This window comes from Bacillus rhizoplanae (genome assembly GCF_917563915.1).
In the GTDB taxonomy this organism is placed as follows: Bacteria; Bacillota; Bacilli; order Bacillales; family Bacillaceae_G; genus Bacillus_A; species Bacillus_A rhizoplanae.
In genome coordinates, this window is record NZ_CAKJTI010000078.1 from 1 (window position 1) to 591 (window position 591).

Annotated in this window: 1 protein-coding gene; it reads right to left on the bottom strand. The window is 37.1% G+C overall.

The genetic code is table 11. From position 1 onward, the window contains the following. Nucleotides 1–183 precede the first annotated feature (183 nt). Entirely contained in the window at nucleotides 184–507 is a 324-nt protein-coding gene (locus tag LRP84_RS22325) for a helix-turn-helix domain-containing protein (RefSeq protein WP_230577079.1), read from the bottom strand. Nucleotides 508–591 lie beyond the last annotated feature (84 nt).

The following is a 591-nucleotide window of genomic DNA, read 5'->3' on the forward strand; positions in this document are numbered from 1 at the left end:
CTTGAATCTGTTCACGCAATGTATTATCCTTTGAAAGGCGTAATTGCCTTTGATTACATGTTGAACGCCACTTATAGTAGCTAGAGCGATTTAACTGCGCAATGACGACAAGCCAGGTTACTTTGTACCGAGAACGTAGTTCTTCAATAATCTCGTACTTAGCCGTTTGAGCAAGAACACCTCCTATAGATTTGGATACTGCTTTTTTAAGTAAGCCACTTGCGCCTTGTAGTATTCCAATTCTTCTTCTATACTATCGAACTTCGTACGAGAACGACCTTTCAAGAGGTTTTTTAAGCCGTTATTACCACCATTTTTCCCCCGCAAGTCTGAAATATCGCCTGTTTCTTGATATTTCCGGACCCAATTCATTAACTGTGTTCTACTTCTAAGCTTATATTTCTTCGCTATAGCTGATTGGCTACCCTCACCATTTAAATAACTTTTTACAACTTGTATCTTTAATTCATCTGAATAAGTTTGAAATTTATCCCCTTTTTTAACCATAATAAAATCCCCTCCAAGTAAAAGTGTAACATCCATGTGTATTCATGGTCTTTTTACACTGTCTACCTTAAGGGGATAATATCA

What these genes read in the sequence shown, in the direction of transcription:
- LRP84_RS22325 (WP_230577079.1), bottom strand. Translation starts at nt 507, where the DNA reads ATGGTTAAAAAAGGGGATAAATTTCAAACTTATTCAGATGAATTAAAG.